Genomic DNA, 14,550 nt, shown 5'->3' on the forward strand with positions numbered 1-14,550 from the left:
AGCGCACCGCACCGCACCGCACCCGCAGGGACAGTGCAGCCTCGCCACGGGCCGGCCACCCCGTCACGATTCCGCAAGGTTTCTGGTCATATGCCGGGCGGGCAAGATACTCCACCCGGAGTCTCCCTGTCCCGAGTTCCGGCAACTCAGGGAAACCGTATCCTCACCCCGGGTACACATGGCTGCCATGAGCCCCCACCCCCGCACCCCCGGCCTGCTCGAACCCGCTTCCCTGCACGGCGACGCCAGTGACGTCACCTCGGAGGGGGCAGCTTGGCTCGCCTCAGCAGGAACGTATCCGCAGGACACCCTCGCCCGCTGGGCCGACCGGCCCGCCGCCCCGCTCGTCCTGCCCTGCGGCACGGCCTTCGACGTGGTCAACACCACGGCGCTGTTCGGCCGGGCGCTCCTGGACCGACTGTGGGGCGAGGGTCCCGGCTCCGGCCCCGTCGCGACCCACCGGGGCCGCACCCTGCTGTTCGTCGCCCCGGGCACCGCCCACCGGCTGCCCGCCCTGCTGCGCTGGGAGGAGTGGGGTGCGGGCCGCGGCGCGGTCCCCCCGCTGCTGTGTCACGGAACCGGGGACGCGGTGACCGTCCCGCCGCTCACCCCCGCCCCCGCCGCCACGGCCCCCGCGGGCCCCGGATCGCGCTGGGTCGTGGCGCCGGACACCCGACGCCCCTGGCTGCCGGGCCCCGAGGTCCTGCTCTGGGCCTGCGTCCGGGCGGTCCGCAGCGCCACCCGGACGGCCCCCCGGGCATCGATTTCTCCCGGCCCGGATCAGGGTGCTAAGGTCTACGACGTCAGCAGGCGCCGCTAGCTCAGTTGGTTAGAGCAGCTGACTCTTAATCAGCGGGTCCGGGGTTCGAGTCCCTGGCGGCGCACAGACAGCAGGAGCCCTTCGCAGCAGCGGAGGGCTCTTCGCATGTCCGGGGTCAGCCCGCGGAGATCCGTACCGTCCACTCCCCCGCCGGCGTGCGCTCCCCCACCTCCACCCGCACCGGCAGCCGCTCGCCGGTGACCGTGAGCCCCTCCCCCGCGCCCAGCGGCGCGTCGGCCAGCGGCGGGTACACCGAGCGCTCCCCGCAGGCGTCCGACCCGGGGTGCCCGTCGACCACCCGCACCGGCCCCGCCCCGGACGCCTTGGCACTGGCCACCCGGTACACCAGCACCCCTTCCGTGCAGGTCGACCGGTCGTTGCCGACCGCTCCCCGGGCCTCCACCGCGATCGCGCTGGTGCGGCCCGTCCGGACGACGGCGAGCTTCGTCCCGTACCCCGGTCCGGCCGCCCGCACCGGGCCGGCCCCCGGGAGCAGCACCTGGGCCACGGGACCCGTCACCGCCCCGGCCCCGTCCGGAACCCGCCGCTGCGCCTGCGGGCCGGTCGGGGCGCCGCCGCCGCCGGTACCCGGCTCGGCCGTCGGCACCACCGAGACGGGTTCCAGGGCCAGCCGGACCGCCCCCCGCCCCTCCACGCACACCACCTGCCCGGGGTCGAGCCACCCCAGCTTCCACTTGTGCCAGGCGAAGAGGTCGGGGGCCAGACCGAACTGGCTGCCCATCACGTCCCAGTCGCCGACGTGCGTGTCCCAGTCCCCCTCGCCGTCCTTCGGGCGGTGGTAGAGGTCCGGCAGGTCGAAGACGTGGCCGGTCTCGTGGGCGAGGACGTTGCGGTCCGGCGGATGGCGTTCGAAGACGGTGACGATCCGCCGCAACTCCGCGCCGTCCACCCGCAGCGGCCGGTCGAAGTTGACGACCTTGGTGGCGTCCGAGTCGACGCCCGGCGCGTCCGGGTCGGCGACGAAGTACACGAGGTCGTAGGCGCCGAAGTCGACGTGCGGATCGGCCGCCGCCACCGCGTCCCGCAGATAGGCGGTGCGGTGCTCGGCGTCCCAGTCCCGCTCTATGGCGTACGCGGTGGAGGGCCGCGGCATGGTGATCCAGTCCTCGCGCGGGTGCGGGCGGAGGGTGAAGCGCCCGTACGACGCCCGCCGGTAGAAGCGGTCCGTCGCCGGGAAGTAGTCGGCGGCCAACTCGCCCGGTGAGGTCAACGGCCGGGCGTCCGGGAAGTCCAGGAAGACCATCAGCGCGTCGAGGTGGCGCCCGGGCCGCGGATAGGCCGCGTTCCAGGTGTCGAGCCCCTCCGAGTGGTGCACCTCGCTGCGCTCCAACGCACAGGAACCGGCCAACGACTCGGCCACGGCCGGCCCCGCCACCAAGGAGGTGGCCGCGAGGGCGGCCAGGGAGGTGGCCACGGCGGTGCCACGCGCCCAGGAGCGCCCGTGCCGGACCCCCGGGGCACCACCGGTACGGGACTGAGGGGGCACGACGACCTCCGGGGACGGCAGCGGACACCGCACCCACCCTCATCCGAATGATGCACGTACGCCCTGTTTGAGACGTCCGGTCGGGTGAGGGAAGGCCGGATTCCGGCCGTGGACGGCCGTCCGGGCGCTCACCGCACGTCGGGTCCGTCCCCGGGCGCGGGAGCGCCACGACGGGGCGACCGCGCACCCGGCGCACTCCGGTGCGCCCCGGAGTGTGGGTGGCTCGCTACCCGGAGCAACCTCTATGATCGGCCTGTTTTTCCGCGTGATTCCGGCCGAAGCAGCCTCGTCCGGGCGTTCGGCCCCGCACCGGCCGGGCAGTGTCCCGGTGTACGACCAGGCACGACGGCAACGACGCACTGCGGGAGTGAGCGGTGAGCGGAACGTCCGAAGGTCCGACGCCCACGGCGGACCTGGTCCCCCCGGCCACCACCGACGACCCCCCGACGTCCCCCATCCACCGCGGCGGCGGCTCCGCAGCGGGCGAGCCCTACCGGGCCGCGTTCGACCGGGCGCCCCTCGCGATGGCCGCGATCGGCCCGGACGGCACCGTGATCACCGCGAACGACGCCTTCCGCGCCCTGTTCGTGCCGCCCGTCGGCCCCGACGGCAAGCCCGGCGCGGGACCCGTCGGGCGACCCGCCGCGGACCTGGTGGACCTCGGCTCCGACGCCCGGACCCGACAGGGCTACCAGGAGGTGCTGCGCGGCCAACGGGCCCGGCTGCGGTGCAGCAGGAGGATCAAGCACCCCGACGGGCACGCCATGTGGGCGCGGATCACCCTCTCCCCGCTGCCCGACCCGGCGGGCCCCGCCGCCGCCCTGCTCTCGGTGTCCGACATCAGCGCGCGCCGGGAGCTCCAGGCCCGGCTGCGGCACCTCCAGATGCACGACCCGGTGACCCGACTGCCCAACCGGACGCTGTTCTTCGAACGGCTCTCCGGAGCGCTGGAGGCCAGTTCCTTCGACGACACCGGGACCGGCCGGATCGGTCTGTGCTACCTGGACCTCGACGGGTTCAAGGCGGTGAACGACACCCTCGGGCACCGGATCGGCGACCGACTGCTCGCGGCCGTCGCCGAACGGCTGACGCGGTGCGCCGACGAGGCGGGCTCGGCACGTGCCACCACCCCGCTGGCCGCCCGGCTCGGCGGGGACGAGTTCGCCCTGCTGGTCGAGGACTCGACGGGCACCGAACAACTCGCGGACCTCGCCGGCACCCTCCTGCGGACCCTCCAGGAACCGTTCGACATCGCCGGCCAGCGACTCTCCCTGTCCGCCTCGATCGGCGTGGTGGAGCGGCACGCCGCCGGCACCACGGCGACCGGGCTGATGCAGGCGGCCGACACCACCCTGTACTGGGCGAAGGCCGACGGCAAGGCCCGTTGGACGCTGTTCGACCCGGAGCGCAACGCCCACCGGATGACCCGTCAGGCCCTCGCCTCCTCGCTGCGCCCCGCACTGGAGCGCGAGGAGTTCGTCCTGGAGTACCAGCCCCTCGTCGAACTCGGCGACGGCACACTGCGCGGGGTCGAGGCGCTGGTGCGCTGGGAGCACCCGCAGTTCGGGACGCTGACGCCGAACCGGTTCATCGGGCTCGCCGAGGAGGACGGGTCGATCGTGCAGCTGGGCCGCTGGGTGCTGCGCACCGCCTGCCGCCAGGCCCGACGCTGGCAGCTCGACCACCCCGCGGCCGAGCCGGTGTTCGTGAGCGTGAACGTGGCGGTGCGCCAGGTGTGGGATTCGGACCTGGTGGCGGACGTCGACGCGATCCTCACCGAAACGGGCCTCGACGCCCGGCTGCTGCAACTGGAACTGACCGAGTCCGCGGTGATGGGCTCGGCCGGCCGGCCGCTCCAGGCGCTCCAGGCGCTCAGTGACATGGGGGTGCGTATCGCGATCGACGACTTCGGCACCGGGTACTCCAACCTCGCCTACCTCAGCCGGCTGCCGGTGTCGACGCTCAAGCTGGACGGCTCCTTCGTCCGCGGTTTCCGCTACGAGGACGGGGCGCACCCCAATCCGGCGGACGAGGTGATCGTCGAGACCCTGATCCAGCTCGCCCACCGGCTCGGCCTCACGGTGACCGCGGAGTGCGTGGAGACCGCGGGGCAGGCGGAGCGGTTGCGGCGGATCGGCTGCGACACGGGGCAGGGGTGGCTGTACTCCCGGCCGGTGGCCCCGGACCGCATCCCCCCGCTCCTGGTCACGCGGCCCCGCGAACCCTGAGCGGACCCGTCACGTACGTGGTCACGTGCGGGTGCGTCCCGCTTGCCCGCGCAGTTCCCCGCGCCCCTTACGGGGCACCCTGTCGCGCGGCACGCACCGGCCCACCCGTCGCTTCCAGGCCCTCCACCTGCCCTGTTTTGGCAAGTTCTCCCAGGGTGATGCGGACACGGACCGACACCGTGAGGGTCGCGTCCTCGACGGCCTCCCGCTGCCGGGTCACCTCCCCGTCAGGTGCTCCCAGCAGGAACCGGACCCTGACCCCGGCCTCCGCCTTGCGGCGCAGCGTGTCGGCGAACGCGGGCACCTGCGTCCAGAGGAAGTAGTTCGTGTACCCGACGAAGAACAGCTCGCGGGTCGCCCCGGCCTCACTGCCTCATCTGCGGTCAGAAGCCCGTGACGCGGACGACGGTCACCGTCACGACGCTGGGGCTCACCTCGTAGCGGATGACTGCGATGCCTCCGATCGCGGCGTCCCGACGGTCCCGGCTGCCCAGGACCGCGCTGGAGCCGCAGCCGTACGGAGCGCGCGCGATCGCTGCGACGCCGGCGTCGAACGTCTTGCGGACAGTGGGCGAAAGCGCGTTCCGGCCGGCCCGGGCCAAGTCCGCATAGGCGATGCGGTAGCTCATTCGACGCTCCGGTACTCGTCGTCACCGAGGTCCTCGACGAACGTGACCTGGGAGAGGTCACCGGAACGGACGCGGTCGAGCAGCGCCTCCTCGGCCGCGTCGTGCTCGGTGGGGATGTTCATCGCCCACCGGACCAGGGTGAACGGGAGCTGGTCGGCCGGAGCCTCATCGATCTCGGCGACGAACCGGGCCCGCAGCTCCTCGGGCAGGGCCTCGCGAACCCCGCGGATCGTGGCGGGCACCCGTACCGGCCCACCCGTCGTGTACGTGGTCAAGTGATCGCCCGACGCGGTCATCCGGCTGCCTCCGTAGCTGCGGGGCGTGGCTGTACCTCGGTCATCGTAGGAGCCCGCGGACCGGGTGCCAGGCCCGTGGGCCCGGCGCGCAGGAGCGGGGAGCGGCGCGTCGTTCCCCGTACGCACCGTACGGAGGTCGGGTCAGGCGGACGGCAGGCCGTAGGTGTCGGCGATCAGTTCGTAGGAGCGGAGCCGGGCCGCACCGCTGTGCGCGTTCGCGACGAGCATCAACTCGTCCGCACCCGTGCGCTTGTGGAGTTCGTCCAGGCCCGCCCGGACCTGGTCCGGCGTACCGTGCACCACGTCCGCGTTCCAGGTGTCGACGAACTCGCGCTCCATCGGGGTGTACGGGTGGCGCTCCGCCTCCTCGGGGGTGGGCACCAGACCCGGACGACCGCTGCGGAGCCGGAGCATGCTCAGCGCCGCGGTCATGACCTGCCGACGGGCCTCGCGCTCCTCGTCCGCGGCGAGGGCCGCGACGCCGATCAGGGCGTACGGGGCGGCCAGCAGCGCCGAGGGCCGGAACGAGTCCCGGTACAGGTCCAGCGCGGGGACGGTGTTGCGGGCCGAGAAGTGGTGGGCGAAGGCGAACGGCAGCCCGAGCGAGCCGGCGAGGCGGGCGCTGAAGCCGGAGGAGCCGAGCAGCCAGACCGTCGGCCGGTGCGGGGACTGCGCCCCGCCGGGCGAGGTGGCCTGTACGGGGCCCGGCACGGCGTGGACGCGGGTGTAGGGGTGGCCCGGCGGGAAGTCGTCGTCGAGGAACCGGATGAGCTCGGCGGCCTGCTGGGGGAAGTCGTCGGCACCCTCGCCCGGCCGGTCGGTGCGACGCAGCGCCGCCGCCGTGGCACCGTCCGTGCCGGGGGCGCGCCCGAGGCCGAGGTCGATGCGGCCCGGGGCCAGGGCCTCCAGGGTGCCGAACTGTTCGGCGATCACCAGCGGCGCGTGGTTGGGCAGCATCACCCCGCCCGAGCCCAGGCGGATGCGGCGGGTGTGCGCGGCGAGGTGGGAGAGGATCACCGCCGGGGACGAGGAGGCCACCCCGGGCATGGAGTGGTGCTCGGCCACCCAGTAGCGGTGGAAGCCGCGCCGTTCGGTGCTGCGGGCGAGTTCCACGCTGGTGTGCAGCGCTTCGGAGGCGGTGTGTCCGGCGCCGACGGTGACCAGGTCGAGCACGGACAGGGGGACGGGGGCCGTGCCGTGGCGGACGCCGATGACGCCCTCCGACCGGGCGGGGTCCCGCTCCTGCCCCTGCTGCTCCTCGGGCCCTTCGTGCGCGTGTCCGCCGCCGCTCGCCGCCACTGCCACCGTGTCGCCCTCCCGCTCCTCGGGGCCGCGTGCGGGCAGCCCTCGTCGTCATCTCGTCTCGACAGTGAGCAGAACAGGAGGGGAGCTCCGGTTGTTCCCGCCGATTCCCGGGTGCGCGTAGTGGGGGTACCGGAAATCCCGGTGCGAATGATCATGATCGTCCGGCACGCGCGATCGGCCTGGTGCGGGGGTGCGGAGGAAGATCCTCGATCGCTGCCGAACCGGAGCGGTTCTTCTTCCTCGACGATGACGACCGCGACCTGATCGCCCTGCGGCGCATGGACGCACATCGCCTCGACATGGCCTTGCAGATCTGCACGGGTCCGCTACCTCGGCCGGTTCCTGGGTGAGGACCCGCTCGCGGTGCCGTGGGAGGCCGTGGAGTACCTGGCCCAACGGCTCGGCGTCGCTGATGCCTCGTGCGTCAAGCGGTACCCGGAGCGCCGGTCGAGGGTGAAGGGTCGCCCCTCGGCACCTGCGCCCGCGACTTCGGCACCCCCTGCGTCCACGAACACGCGTGCATCGTAGGGAAACCCCGCTTCGCGGAGCTGCGCTAGTAGTAGCCCTTCGTGCCGTCGAGTAGCTCCCGGACGATGTCCGCGTGCCCTGCGTGTCGCCCCGTCTCCTCGACGAGGTGAATCAGTATCCAGCGGAGGTTGGCGCTGCCGTCGCGGAAGTCGGGGTGGCGGCCGGTGTCGTCCAGGTCGGCGGCGGCAATGATCGCGTTGCTGCGGGTGCACTGGGCCTCGTACTCCGCAAGGAGCTCTGCGAGGTGGCGGCCGTCGGTGTGCCAGTCGGCGTTCTTGCTTGACCCGTCGAATGCGGGGTTCTGCTTCTTGTCGCCGCCGAGGAACAGCACTTCCAGCCATATGTGCTCGGTCCAGCGCATGTGGGAGATGAGACCGGCCATCGTCATGTCCGGTGAGGTCGGGATGACCGGGCGGCGCGCGTCCTCGTCGCTCAGCCCTTCGCATTTCCAGCGCAGAATCTGCCGCTGCAGGTCCAGCCAGCCGACGAGCGCAGTGCGTTCATCCGCTTGGCGCGGGGGGCGTTCCAGTTGCGATGACATGACGGCGCACGCTACCAGGGCGGTCGGGAGGGGCACCCGGGCAGGAGGCTCAGCGGGCCAGCAGGCCCCGGATCGCGGCTGCGATCTCGTCGGGTGCCTCTTCGGCCATGAAGTGCCCGGCGCGGGTCAGCCGGTGGTCCAGGTCCGGCGCCCACGCCTTCCACACCCCGGCGGCGTCGTAGCCGAGCTGCGCGCCCCAGTCCTGCTGGACGACCGTCACGGGCATGGCCAGCTGCGACCCGGCGTCCAGGTCCGCTTGGTCGTGCAGGACGTCGATGCCCGCCGAGGCCCGGTAGTCCGCGACGATCGACGTCACCGCCGCGGCGCTCGTGCGCAGGTACTCGGCACGTACGTCCTCGGGCATGGTGGTCGGGTCGTTGGCCCAGGCGTCGAGGAACGAGCCGAAGAACGCGTCCGCGCTGGCTGCGATCATCGTCTCCGGCAGGCCCGGCGGCTGCGCCATCAGGAAGAGGTGGTAGCCGATCGCCGCCGAGGCGCCGTGCAGGACGTTCCACATGTCGAGCGTCGGCACGATGTCGAGGATGCCCAGGTGCGTGATGGTCTCCGGGTGGTCCAACCCCGCCCGGAAGGCGACCAGGGCGCCTCGGTCGTGGCCGACGAGGGCGAAGCGCTCCTGGCCGAGCGCCGCCGCCAGGGTCACGACGTCGGCGGCCATGGTGCGCTTGGCGTACGCATCGGGGTCGGTGGCCGTCGGCTTGTCGCTGGCGCCGTAGCCCCGCAGGTCAGGACAGATCACCGTGTGCTCGTCGGCGAGCCGCTCGGCGACGTGTCGCCACATCAGGTGGGTCTGGGGAAAGCCGTGCAACAGCACGACCGGGCTGCCGCTGCCGCCGACGGCTGCAGCCAGCTCCACACCGTCCGCACCGGGCAGGCGGAGGTGATCGAAGCCGGGAACGGTGAGCGTCATGAGGGACCACCCTTTCGGGTCGGGGACTCGACCGGATCAGCTTGGGCGACGGCGATCAGCAGCCGATCAGTACGGTTGGGCGCAGCCGGCCCCCGGCGCGGAGGATGGGGGCATGCGAATCGACGTGCTCGGTGTGGTGCGGGCCCTCCGCGACGACGGCAGCCCTGTCGACCTGGGCGGACCTCGCCATCGTGAGGTACTCGCCCGGCTCGTCGCCGCCGAGGGACGGATGGTCACCACCGACACCCTTGTCCATGACCTGTGGGCCGATCCGCCTGCCCGCGCGGTTGGCGCTTTGCGTACGTTCGTCGCCGCGCTGCGCCGTGCCCTCGAACCCGACCGCCCGCCCCGCAATCCGCCGCGCGTCATCGTCACCGAAGGTCCCGGCTACGCGCTTCGCTCGCCGCGCGAGGACGTGGACGTCCATCGGTTCCAGGACACGCTGGCCCGAGCCCGCCGCGACCCCGCCGCGGTGACCGACCTCGGCGCGGCACTCGCGGCCTGGCGAGGACCCGCCTACGCCGATGTGACCGGCTCCGCATGGGCGCAGCGCGAGCGGACCCGGCTGGAGGAATTGAGGTTGGAGGGGGTGGAACTGCGCGCCCGCATCCTCCTCGACGCAGGGGAAGGGGCCGATCTCGTCGCCGAACTGGGTGCCCATGTCGCCGAACACCCGTGGCGCGAACCGGCCTGGGAGCTGCTTGCCCGCGCGCTGTACCGCGCGGGCCGCCAGGCCGACGCGTTGGCCACCCTCCGCCGTGCCCGCGCGATGCTCGCTGACCAACTCGGGCTCGACCCCGGTGGCGACCTTCAGCGCCTGGAGACGGCCATCCTCAACGGGTCCGCGTCCCCCGCAGGAGCACGTACGACGTGGACCGGCCCTGGTGTCCGGCTCGGCCCGCGCACCACCGTGGATCTGGCCCGCACCCTCGCACTGGCGGGGGGCGACGCCCTCGTCCGCTCGCGGCGCGACCGCCTCGCCGCCATCCGGGCGGCGGAACGCACGGGAGACCTCTCCCTGACCGCCCGGATCATCGGCACCTACGACGTGCCCGCCCTCTGGAGCCGGGCCGACGACCCCGAGCAGTCCCGCGCCGTCGTCGCGGCTGCCGAGCGCACGCTCACCGGGCTGGGCCCCGACGGCCCCGCCGACCTGCGCGCCCGCCTCCTGGCCACGGTCGCCGTGGAGAGCCGCAGCGCCGATCTGTCCGCGACCGAGCTGAAGCACGCGCGGCAGGCGGCGCGTCAGGCCGAGGAGCTGGCACGGGACCTGGCCGATCCCGCCCTGCTGGCCTTCGCCCTCAACGGGGTGTTCCTGCAGTCCTTCAGCAGCCCCGGGCTCGCGGCGGCACGGGACAGGACCGGCGCCGAGATCCTCGACTTGTCCACCCGGCACGAACTGCCGAACTTCGCCGTGCTCGGCCGACTCGTGCGCCTGCAATCCGCCTCGGCCCTCGGCGACCTCGACGCCGCGACCTCGCACGCCGATGCGGCCGACCAGCTCGCCGCCACCACCGAGGCGCCCCTCGTCCCCGTCCTCACCGGGTGGTTCAGGGCCCGGGCCACGGCCGCCCGCAGCGCCGAACCCGGCGGACCGACCGCCGCCACGGCAGCAGCGCACTACCGCGCTGCCGAGGACGCCCTCCGGACGGCCGGAATGCCGGGGCTGCACCGCGGCCTGTTCCCGCTCGCCCTACTGGGGCTACGCCTGCTGCACGACCGGCCCGCGCCCACCGACCCGCACCTCGACTGGGGCCCGTACGGGCCCTGGACCCGCCCCCTCGTGCTGCTCGCCCAGGACCGGGTCGAGCAGGCCCGTACCGCCCTCGCTGCGATGCCCGAACCACCGCGTGACCACATGCAGGAGGCCATGTGGTGCCTGACCGCCCGCGCCGCCGTACGCCTCGGCGAACGCGGAATCGCCGCGCGCGCCGAAGCCGCCCTGCGTGATGCCTGTGCAGAACACGCCGGCGCCGCTGGCGGAATGCTGACCCTGGGCCCGGTGGCGCGGTACCTGGCAGAGGCGGAGGCATGCGCCGGAGCGGGGTGAGCGACCGCAATCCGCGAACGTTCGGGGGCATCCGTCGCCGACGCCGGGATTTCCTGTACCTCAACCACTCGCACCCGGTTCCGTTCCGGTGGCCGTCGCGGGTCAGACCGCGTACTTCCAGACCACCAGCATGTGCGCCCCGTACCAGGCGCCGAACACCGCTCCCGCGGACAGCACCAGGACCAGTCGGCGCCGGGGCAGCCGGCTGAGCGCTGCGGCCAGCGGCACCAGCAGGAGCAGCGCGGGCACCAGCAGCCGCAGCTTGGAGTGGTAGAAGTTCGACTGCCCCAGGGTCATCACCAGCATCGCCGTTCCGTAGACGAGGAGCGGCGGCCAGGCCCCCCGGCGCCAGGCCACGACGGTGAGCGCGCAGGCCGCGACGAGCAGGAACGCGGTGCTCAACGGCACCCAGCCGTCACCCCGGGCCAGGGTGTCGGTGAGGAAGTCGACGGTGGCGGCGCCGCTGTCCCAGTGGGTGCCCCAGCCGGCCTCCTGGATGACGAACCAGCCGTCGAGCTGCCCGGTGCGCTCGGCCACCCACAGCAGGTAGGCCGGGGTCCCGGTGCAGGCCAGGACCAGCCCGACCAGCGGGCGCCAGCCGAGGCGTCGGGCGCGCCGGACCTCGCCCAGCACGGCGACCGCCAGGGCCAGCGCCAGGGCTCCGGCGGCCGGCCGGGTCAGCCCGGCGAGCAGTCCGAGGGCGCCGGCCGCGAGCCAGTTGCCCCGGCGGGCGGCGAGCAGGGCGCCGGCCGCCAACGCCAGGAACAGCGCCTCGCTGTACGCCATGACGAGCGCCACCGCCATCGGCTGCGCCACCGCGACGAGGACGAGGGTGACGTCCGCGGTCCGCCGCCCGTACAGCGAGGTGACCAGGGCGTGTACGGCGAACAGCGCACCGAGGAAGGCCAGGTGGGCCACGAGCAGCGCGGCGGAGTCCACGTCGAGGCCGGTCGTCCGGTGCAGGGTCCGGACGAGGAGGGGGTAGAGCGGGAAGAACGCGAGGTTGTTGCCGAGCGGCTCGCCGTCCGCGCCGTAGGCGATCTCGTCGGGGTAGCCGTCGGCGGCTATCTCCGCGTAGAGCTGTCCGTCCCAGGAGAGCAGCCGCTCGCGGACGCCGGCGCCGGGGGTGGCGGAGGTGAGCGTGAACAGGGCGGTGAGGTGGGCGGCGGTGGCCGCGGCGTACACGGCGAGCACGGTCCGGACGGTGCGGCGCCGCGCTTCGGCCGAGGACAGCGGACCGGTGGTGCTCGGGGCGGCCCGGTCACCGGAGGCGGGGTCGGGGGTGGACGGCGGGAGGCTGGTGCGCGGGCGGAGGGGAGACGGCAGGATGGCCCTGGGTATTCGGGGGCGGGTGTCTGCGGCCATCTTGGGGTCTCCTCGCGGGGTCGGCGTCTGCCATCCTTACGCACCCCACCGACAGCGAGGTTGACCCGGTCCCGCCGGTGAGACGCGGATCACCACCACCGGCGCCCGCCGGGTCAGGGCAGCGGACTGCGCGAGGGCCCGACTCCCCCACCGACACTCGTGGGCCCGCCGGGTCGGGTGGGTTCGGCTTCCGGCCGGTCGTCCGCCGGGCCGGTGGCCCGGGTGCCGCCGGTGCCGGGCGGGCTGGGCTGCGGGCGCGGGCGAGCGTCGCGATCGTCCCCGCGCGGGCCGGGGTCCGCGGATTCGGGCCCCGGCAGCAGCGACGAGGCCGGGATCGTCGGCGGGGGCGCGGGCGGCTCGGCGGCCCGGGTCAGCAGGACCGCGCCCAGGGCCGCCGTCACGGTCATCGCGCCCGCGGCGCCGGCGGCCAGCGTCCGGCGCCGGCGGCTGCGGGCGAGCGCCACGATCGTCCCCGGGTCGGCGGGTCGGCTGCGGGCTGCGGCGCGCTCGGCGGCGTCCTTGAGCCCGGCGCCCACCGGATCGTCGTGCTCGGTCATCGTTGGTCCTCCCCGGAGGGCGAGCGAGGGACGGCGGCGTCCGGGACACGGGCGGCCCCGGGCGGCGGGTCGAGGGAGCCGGCGAGCTTCGCGCGGGCGCGGGAGAGGTGCGTCTTGACGGTGCCGGTGGCCAGTCGGGTCTCCGCCGCGATCTGTGCGACGGTCAGGTCGCAGACGTAGAAGAGGGCGGCGCACTGGCGCTGTCGGGGCGGCATGTCGCGCAGGGCCCGTTCGAGGTCGACGGTGCCCGGGTCGGGTCCGCCGCTGGTGACCGGGTCGGCCCGGCGTTCCCAGGCGTGCCGGCCGCGGACCAGGCGGCGCCAGCGGCTGACGGCGAGCCGCCAGGCGACGGCCCGCACCCAGGCGTCGGGGCCGAGGTCCCGTTCCAGGCGGCGCCGGTGTCCCCAGGCCCGGACGAACGCCTCCTGCACCACGTCCTGCGCCTCGTGGAAGTCCCCCGTCATGACGTACAGCTGGCCGGTGAGCCGGTGCACCGAACTCCGGTAGAACTCGGCGAACTCCTCCTCGGTCACACGTCAGCGCTCCTCGCAGGCGTACGGGTACCCGCCGACGGTACGCGGGGCGAGGGGGCGGTCAGTCGGTGGGGACCTGCACCAGGGGCTCACGGGTGAAGAGGGCGCCGAGGCCGGGAGCGTTCACCCGGCGGTCCGTGAGCCGCAGGGCCTCCCAGACGGTGACCTGGTTCGCGGTGAGCACCGGCTTGCCCAGGTCCGCCTCCAGGTCGGTGAGGTGGGCGGCGGTGCGCAGGGCGGTGCCCGGGACGAGCACGGCGGCGGCGTCCGGACGGTCGGCCGCCCGGACAAGTGCGCGCAGGGCGGCGAGGCCCGCGGGGCCGCCGCTCGGGTCGGTGGCGGGCCGGGCGGCGGCGGGGTCGCCCGCCACGGACACGACCTCCGTGCCGGCCTCCTCGGTGAGGAACCGGGTGAACCGTTCGGTCAGGTCCGCTCCGTAGACGGTCGCCACCGCGACCCGGTGGGCGCCCAGCTCCCGTACCGCGTGGGCGAAGCCGAACGAGGTGCTGGAGGCGGGCAGGCCGGCGGCCCGGGCCAGCGTGCGGACCTGTTCGTGGGCGCCGGCCGCGCCGAGCGCGAAGCCCGGTCCCGCCCAGACGACCGTTTCGGCGCCGGACAGCCGCAGTTCCTCGACGAGGGCCGCGAGCCGTTCCTCGGAGGGCACCGGCACCGCGTCCACGGTGAGGTCCGGCCCGTCCAGCGGCGAGCCGTCCGCCCCGGTGGCGGTGGCGTCGGTGGCGTCGGCCCGTACGGCGTGCAGCCGGACCCCGCCGCCGAGCAGCTGTTCCGCGCGCACGTAGTCGTCCACGGCGGTCCGGCCCGGGTACAGGAATCCCAGTGAGGTCACGTGCTGTCTCCTTCGCGTGCCTGATGCCCGGCGGGGCGCGTGCCCGACGCTCGGCGGGGGTGCCGTGCTCGGCCGGGCGGGGGCCGGGTGCGGCTCCCACCACGCGCCTGCCCGGTGGGCCCGCGGCCACCCGCCCGGATCGGGGGCGGCCCGCCGCGGGTGCGACGCCTCCTCCCAGGATGCCCCGCACCGGCGGGCCCGGCGCGACGGCCGCGCCGGCGGACCGCTTCGGCAGCGCGTCGGAGCGACCCGCACTCCCCCGCCACAGGCTGCCCCGGGCCCCCGCCACGACCGGCCTGCGCCCCCGGTAGGACCGGCGTGCGTCCCCGGTATGACCGGCCCGGCCACCCCGTACATCCTTCTGTGTAGCGGGGATTCGTCGCCGCTCACGACGTGCACGAGCACCGCGACCGAGA

14 protein-coding genes, 1 tRNA gene and 1 pseudogene are annotated in these 14,550 nt (G+C 74.3%); 5 read left to right on the plus strand and 11 right to left on the minus strand.

Annotated elements, in window-relative coordinates; genetic code table 11:
- Nucleotides 1-187 precede the first annotated feature (187 nt).
- Together ACFWIA_RS10945 and ACFWIA_RS10950 are read left to right on the plus strand one after the other, a co-directional pair.
- Nucleotides 188-820, plus strand: coding sequence for a bifunctional DNA primase/polymerase (locus tag ACFWIA_RS10945; RefSeq protein WP_387002563.1), 633 nt, complete (start codon nt 188-190; stop codon nt 818-820).
- Nucleotides 811-884: transfer RNA gene (locus tag ACFWIA_RS10950), tRNA-Lys, on the plus strand. Before ACFWIA_RS10945 ends, ACFWIA_RS10950 begins: the two co-directional genes overlap by 10 nt.
- Nucleotides 885-935: 51 nt before the next feature.
- On the opposite strand, the gene ACFWIA_RS10955 is transcribed toward ACFWIA_RS10950, so the two are convergent.
- The gene (locus tag ACFWIA_RS10955; protein ID WP_387002565.1) at nt 936-2,360 is read right to left on the minus strand and encodes a M6 family metalloprotease domain-containing protein; all 1,425 of its coding nucleotides are present in this window, start codon (nt 2,358-2,360) and stop codon (nt 936-938) included.
- Between the two features lie 341 nt (nt 2,361-2,701).
- Between ACFWIA_RS10955 and ACFWIA_RS10960 the strand changes: the two genes are divergently transcribed.
- Entirely contained in the window at nt 2,702-4,555 is a 1,854-nt protein-coding gene (locus tag ACFWIA_RS10960; protein ID WP_387002566.1) for a putative bifunctional diguanylate cyclase/phosphodiesterase, read from the plus strand.
- A gap of 67 nt (nt 4,556-4,622) precedes the next feature.
- Here ACFWIA_RS10960 and ACFWIA_RS10965 read toward each other — a convergent pair whose 3' ends face one another.
- The 4 genes from ACFWIA_RS10965 to ACFWIA_RS10980 all read right to left on the minus strand — a co-directional run bounded on the left by ACFWIA_RS10965 (nt 4,623) and on the right by ACFWIA_RS10980 (nt 6,692).
- Nucleotides 4,623-4,859 (minus strand): hypothetical protein, encoded by a 237-nt coding sequence (locus tag ACFWIA_RS10965; protein WP_387002568.1) that lies wholly within the window; start codon nt 4,857-4,859, stop codon nt 4,623-4,625.
- Between the two features lie 79 nt (nt 4,860-4,938).
- Nucleotides 4,939-5,184, minus strand: coding sequence for a hypothetical protein (locus ACFWIA_RS10970; protein ID WP_387002570.1), 246 nt, complete (start codon nt 5,182-5,184; stop codon nt 4,939-4,941).
- Nucleotides 5,181-5,480 (minus strand): hypothetical protein, encoded by a 300-nt coding sequence (locus tag ACFWIA_RS10975; RefSeq protein ID WP_387002572.1) that lies wholly within the window; start codon nt 5,478-5,480, stop codon nt 5,181-5,183. Before ACFWIA_RS10975 ends, ACFWIA_RS10970 begins: the two co-directional genes overlap by 4 nt.
- Before the next feature lie 141 nt (nt 5,481-5,621).
- Nucleotides 5,622-6,692, minus strand: coding sequence for an LLM class flavin-dependent oxidoreductase (locus ACFWIA_RS10980; protein ID WP_387002627.1), 1,071 nt, complete (start codon nt 6,690-6,692; stop codon nt 5,622-5,624).
- Between the two features lie 311 nt (nt 6,693-7,003).
- Between ACFWIA_RS10980 and ACFWIA_RS10985 the strand changes: the two are divergent.
- Nucleotides 7,004-7,232, plus strand: a pseudogene (locus ACFWIA_RS10985) (DUF4158 domain-containing protein); the annotation flags it as partial.
- Nucleotides 7,233-7,338: 106 nt separating this feature from the next.
- Here the strand turns inward: ACFWIA_RS10985 and ACFWIA_RS10990 are convergent.
- On the minus strand, nt 7,339-7,854 hold the full coding sequence (locus ACFWIA_RS10990) for a DinB family protein (protein ID WP_387002574.1): 516 nt from the start codon (nt 7,852-7,854) through the stop codon (nt 7,339-7,341).
- A gap of 49 nt (nt 7,855-7,903) precedes the next feature.
- The gene (locus ACFWIA_RS10995; RefSeq protein WP_387002576.1) at nt 7,904-8,782 is read right to left on the minus strand and encodes an alpha/beta fold hydrolase; all 879 of its coding nucleotides are present in this window, start codon (nt 8,780-8,782) and stop codon (nt 7,904-7,906) included.
- A gap of 112 nt (nt 8,783-8,894) precedes the next feature.
- Here ACFWIA_RS10995 and ACFWIA_RS11000 point away from each other — a divergent pair, with 112 nt between their 5' ends.
- Nucleotides 8,895-10,832 (plus strand): BTAD domain-containing putative transcriptional regulator, encoded by a 1,938-nt coding sequence (locus ACFWIA_RS11000; RefSeq protein ID WP_387002577.1) that lies wholly within the window; start codon nt 8,895-8,897, stop codon nt 10,830-10,832.
- Nucleotides 10,833-10,934: 102 nt separating this feature from the next.
- Here the strand turns inward: ACFWIA_RS11000 and ACFWIA_RS11005 are convergent, their stop codons facing one another.
- The 4 genes from ACFWIA_RS11005 to ACFWIA_RS11020 form a co-directional block, all read right to left on the minus strand.
- Nucleotides 10,935-12,197 (minus strand): hypothetical protein, encoded by a 1,263-nt coding sequence (locus ACFWIA_RS11005; protein WP_387002579.1) that lies wholly within the window; start codon nt 12,195-12,197, stop codon nt 10,935-10,937.
- A 113-nt stretch (nt 12,198-12,310) separates the two neighbouring features.
- Nucleotides 12,311-12,754 (minus strand): hypothetical protein, encoded by a 444-nt coding sequence (locus ACFWIA_RS11010; protein ID WP_387002581.1) that lies wholly within the window; start codon nt 12,752-12,754, stop codon nt 12,311-12,313.
- On the minus strand, nt 12,751-13,287 hold the full coding sequence (locus ACFWIA_RS11015) for a SigE family RNA polymerase sigma factor (protein ID WP_387002583.1): 537 nt from the start codon (nt 13,285-13,287) through the stop codon (nt 12,751-12,753). The genes ACFWIA_RS11010 and ACFWIA_RS11015 overlap by 4 nt, the downstream gene beginning before the upstream one ends.
- A gap of 61 nt (nt 13,288-13,348) precedes the next feature.
- Nucleotides 13,349-14,134, minus strand: coding sequence for a decarboxylase (locus ACFWIA_RS11020; protein ID WP_387002585.1), 786 nt, complete (start codon nt 14,132-14,134; stop codon nt 13,349-13,351).
- Between the last annotated feature and the right edge of the window lie 416 nt (nt 14,135-14,550).

Origin of the sequence: Streptomyces sp. NPDC127068 (assembly GCF_042724695.1) — a bacterium.
GTDB lineage: Bacteria > Actinomycetota > Actinomycetes > Streptomycetales > Streptomycetaceae > Streptomyces.

What these genes read in the sequence shown, in the direction of transcription:
- ACFWIA_RS10945 (WP_387002563.1), top strand. Translation starts at nt 188, where the DNA reads ATGAGCCCCCACCCCCGCACCCCCGGCCTGCTCGAACCCGCTTCCCTG.
- ACFWIA_RS10970 (WP_387002570.1), bottom strand. Translation starts at nt 5,184, where the DNA reads ATGAGCTACCGCATCGCCTATGCGGACTTGGCCCGGGCCGGCCGGAAC.
- ACFWIA_RS10975 (WP_387002572.1), bottom strand. Translation starts at nt 5,480, where the DNA reads ATGACCGCGTCGGGCGATCACTTGACCACGTACACGACGGGTGGGCCG.
- ACFWIA_RS10990 (WP_387002574.1), bottom strand. Translation starts at nt 7,854, where the DNA reads ATGTCATCGCAACTGGAACGCCCCCCGCGCCAAGCGGATGAACGCACT.
- ACFWIA_RS10995 (WP_387002576.1), bottom strand. Translation starts at nt 8,782, where the DNA reads ATGACGCTCACCGTTCCCGGCTTCGATCACCTCCGCCTGCCCGGTGCG.
- ACFWIA_RS11000 (WP_387002577.1), top strand. Translation starts at nt 8,895, where the DNA reads ATGCGAATCGACGTGCTCGGTGTGGTGCGGGCCCTCCGCGACGACGGC.
- ACFWIA_RS11005 (WP_387002579.1), bottom strand. Translation starts at nt 12,197, where the DNA reads ATGGCCGCAGACACCCGCCCCCGAATACCCAGGGCCATCCTGCCGTCT.
- ACFWIA_RS11010 (WP_387002581.1), bottom strand. Translation starts at nt 12,754, where the DNA reads ATGACCGAGCACGACGATCCGGTGGGCGCCGGGCTCAAGGACGCCGCC.